Origin of the sequence: Burkholderia sp. 9779_493 (genome assembly GCF_015712215.1) — a bacterium.
Lineage (GTDB): Bacteria > Pseudomonadota > Gammaproteobacteria > Burkholderiales > Burkholderiaceae > Burkholderia > Burkholderia cenocepacia.
Genome location: NZ_JACCQA010000102.1, coordinates 1 through 1010, shown reverse-complemented (window position 1 = coordinate 1010; position 1010 = coordinate 1). Strand labels below are relative to the sequence as shown.

General features: G+C 66.4%; 1 protein-coding gene. It reads left to right on the top strand.

The features are described from left to right. On the top strand, positions 1 to 1010 hold a 1010-nt coding region (locus H0X95_RS35670; protein WP_230878355.1), incomplete at both ends, for an Ig-like domain-containing protein.

The following is a 1010-nucleotide window of genomic DNA, read 5'->3' as shown; positions in this document are numbered from 1 at the left end:
CTGACGATCGATACGACGGCTCCGTCAATTCCGACAGTGAACGCGACGGACGGTACGTCGCTGTCGGGTACGGCCGAAGCGGGTGCGACGGTCAACATCGACACGAACGGCGACGGCACGCCGGACGCCACCGTAACAGCCGACCCGAGCGGCGCGTGGACGTACACGCCCTCGACTCCGCTGCCGGCTGGTACGGTGATCGGCGTGACTGCTACCGACGCGGCGGGCAATACGGGCCCGTCTGCGTCGGTGACGGTGACGGGCGACACGACGGCGCCTGCGGCCCCGATCGTTGTTAGCGTCACGGACGACGTTGGTTCGACCGTCGGCCTGCTGACGACTGGCGCAACGACGGACGACACGACCCCGACGCTTGCCGGTACGGCGGAAGCAGGCAGCACGGTGAGCGTGTATGACGGCACGACGTTGCTGGGCACGACGACGGCAGATCCGTCCGGAAACTGGACGTTCACGCCGACCACGGGTTTGGGAGAGGGCGCGCACAGCCTGACCGTCACCGCAACGGATACGGCAGGCAATGTGAGTGTTCCGAGTACGGCCTTCAACCTGACGATCGATACGACAGCTCCGTCGATTCCGACAGTGAACGCGACCGACGGTACGTCACTGTCGGGTACGGCGGAAGCGGGCGCGACGATCAACATCGACACGAACGGCGACGGCACGCCGGACGCTACCGTAACAGCCGACCCGAGCGGCGCATGGACGTACACACCATCGACCCCGCTGCCGATCGGCACGGTGATCGGCGTGACCGCCACGGACGCGGCTGGCAACACCGGCCCGTCCGCGTCGGTAACGGTGACGGGCGATACGACGGCACCGGGTGCGCCGGTCATCGGTACGGTGACGGACGACGTAGGCTCTGTTGTTGGTGCGATCATTTCCGGAGGCAGTACTGATGACGCGACGCCGACATTGAGCGGTACAGCGGAAGCAGGCAGCACGGTGAGCGTGTATGACGGCACGACGTTGCTGGGCACGACGAC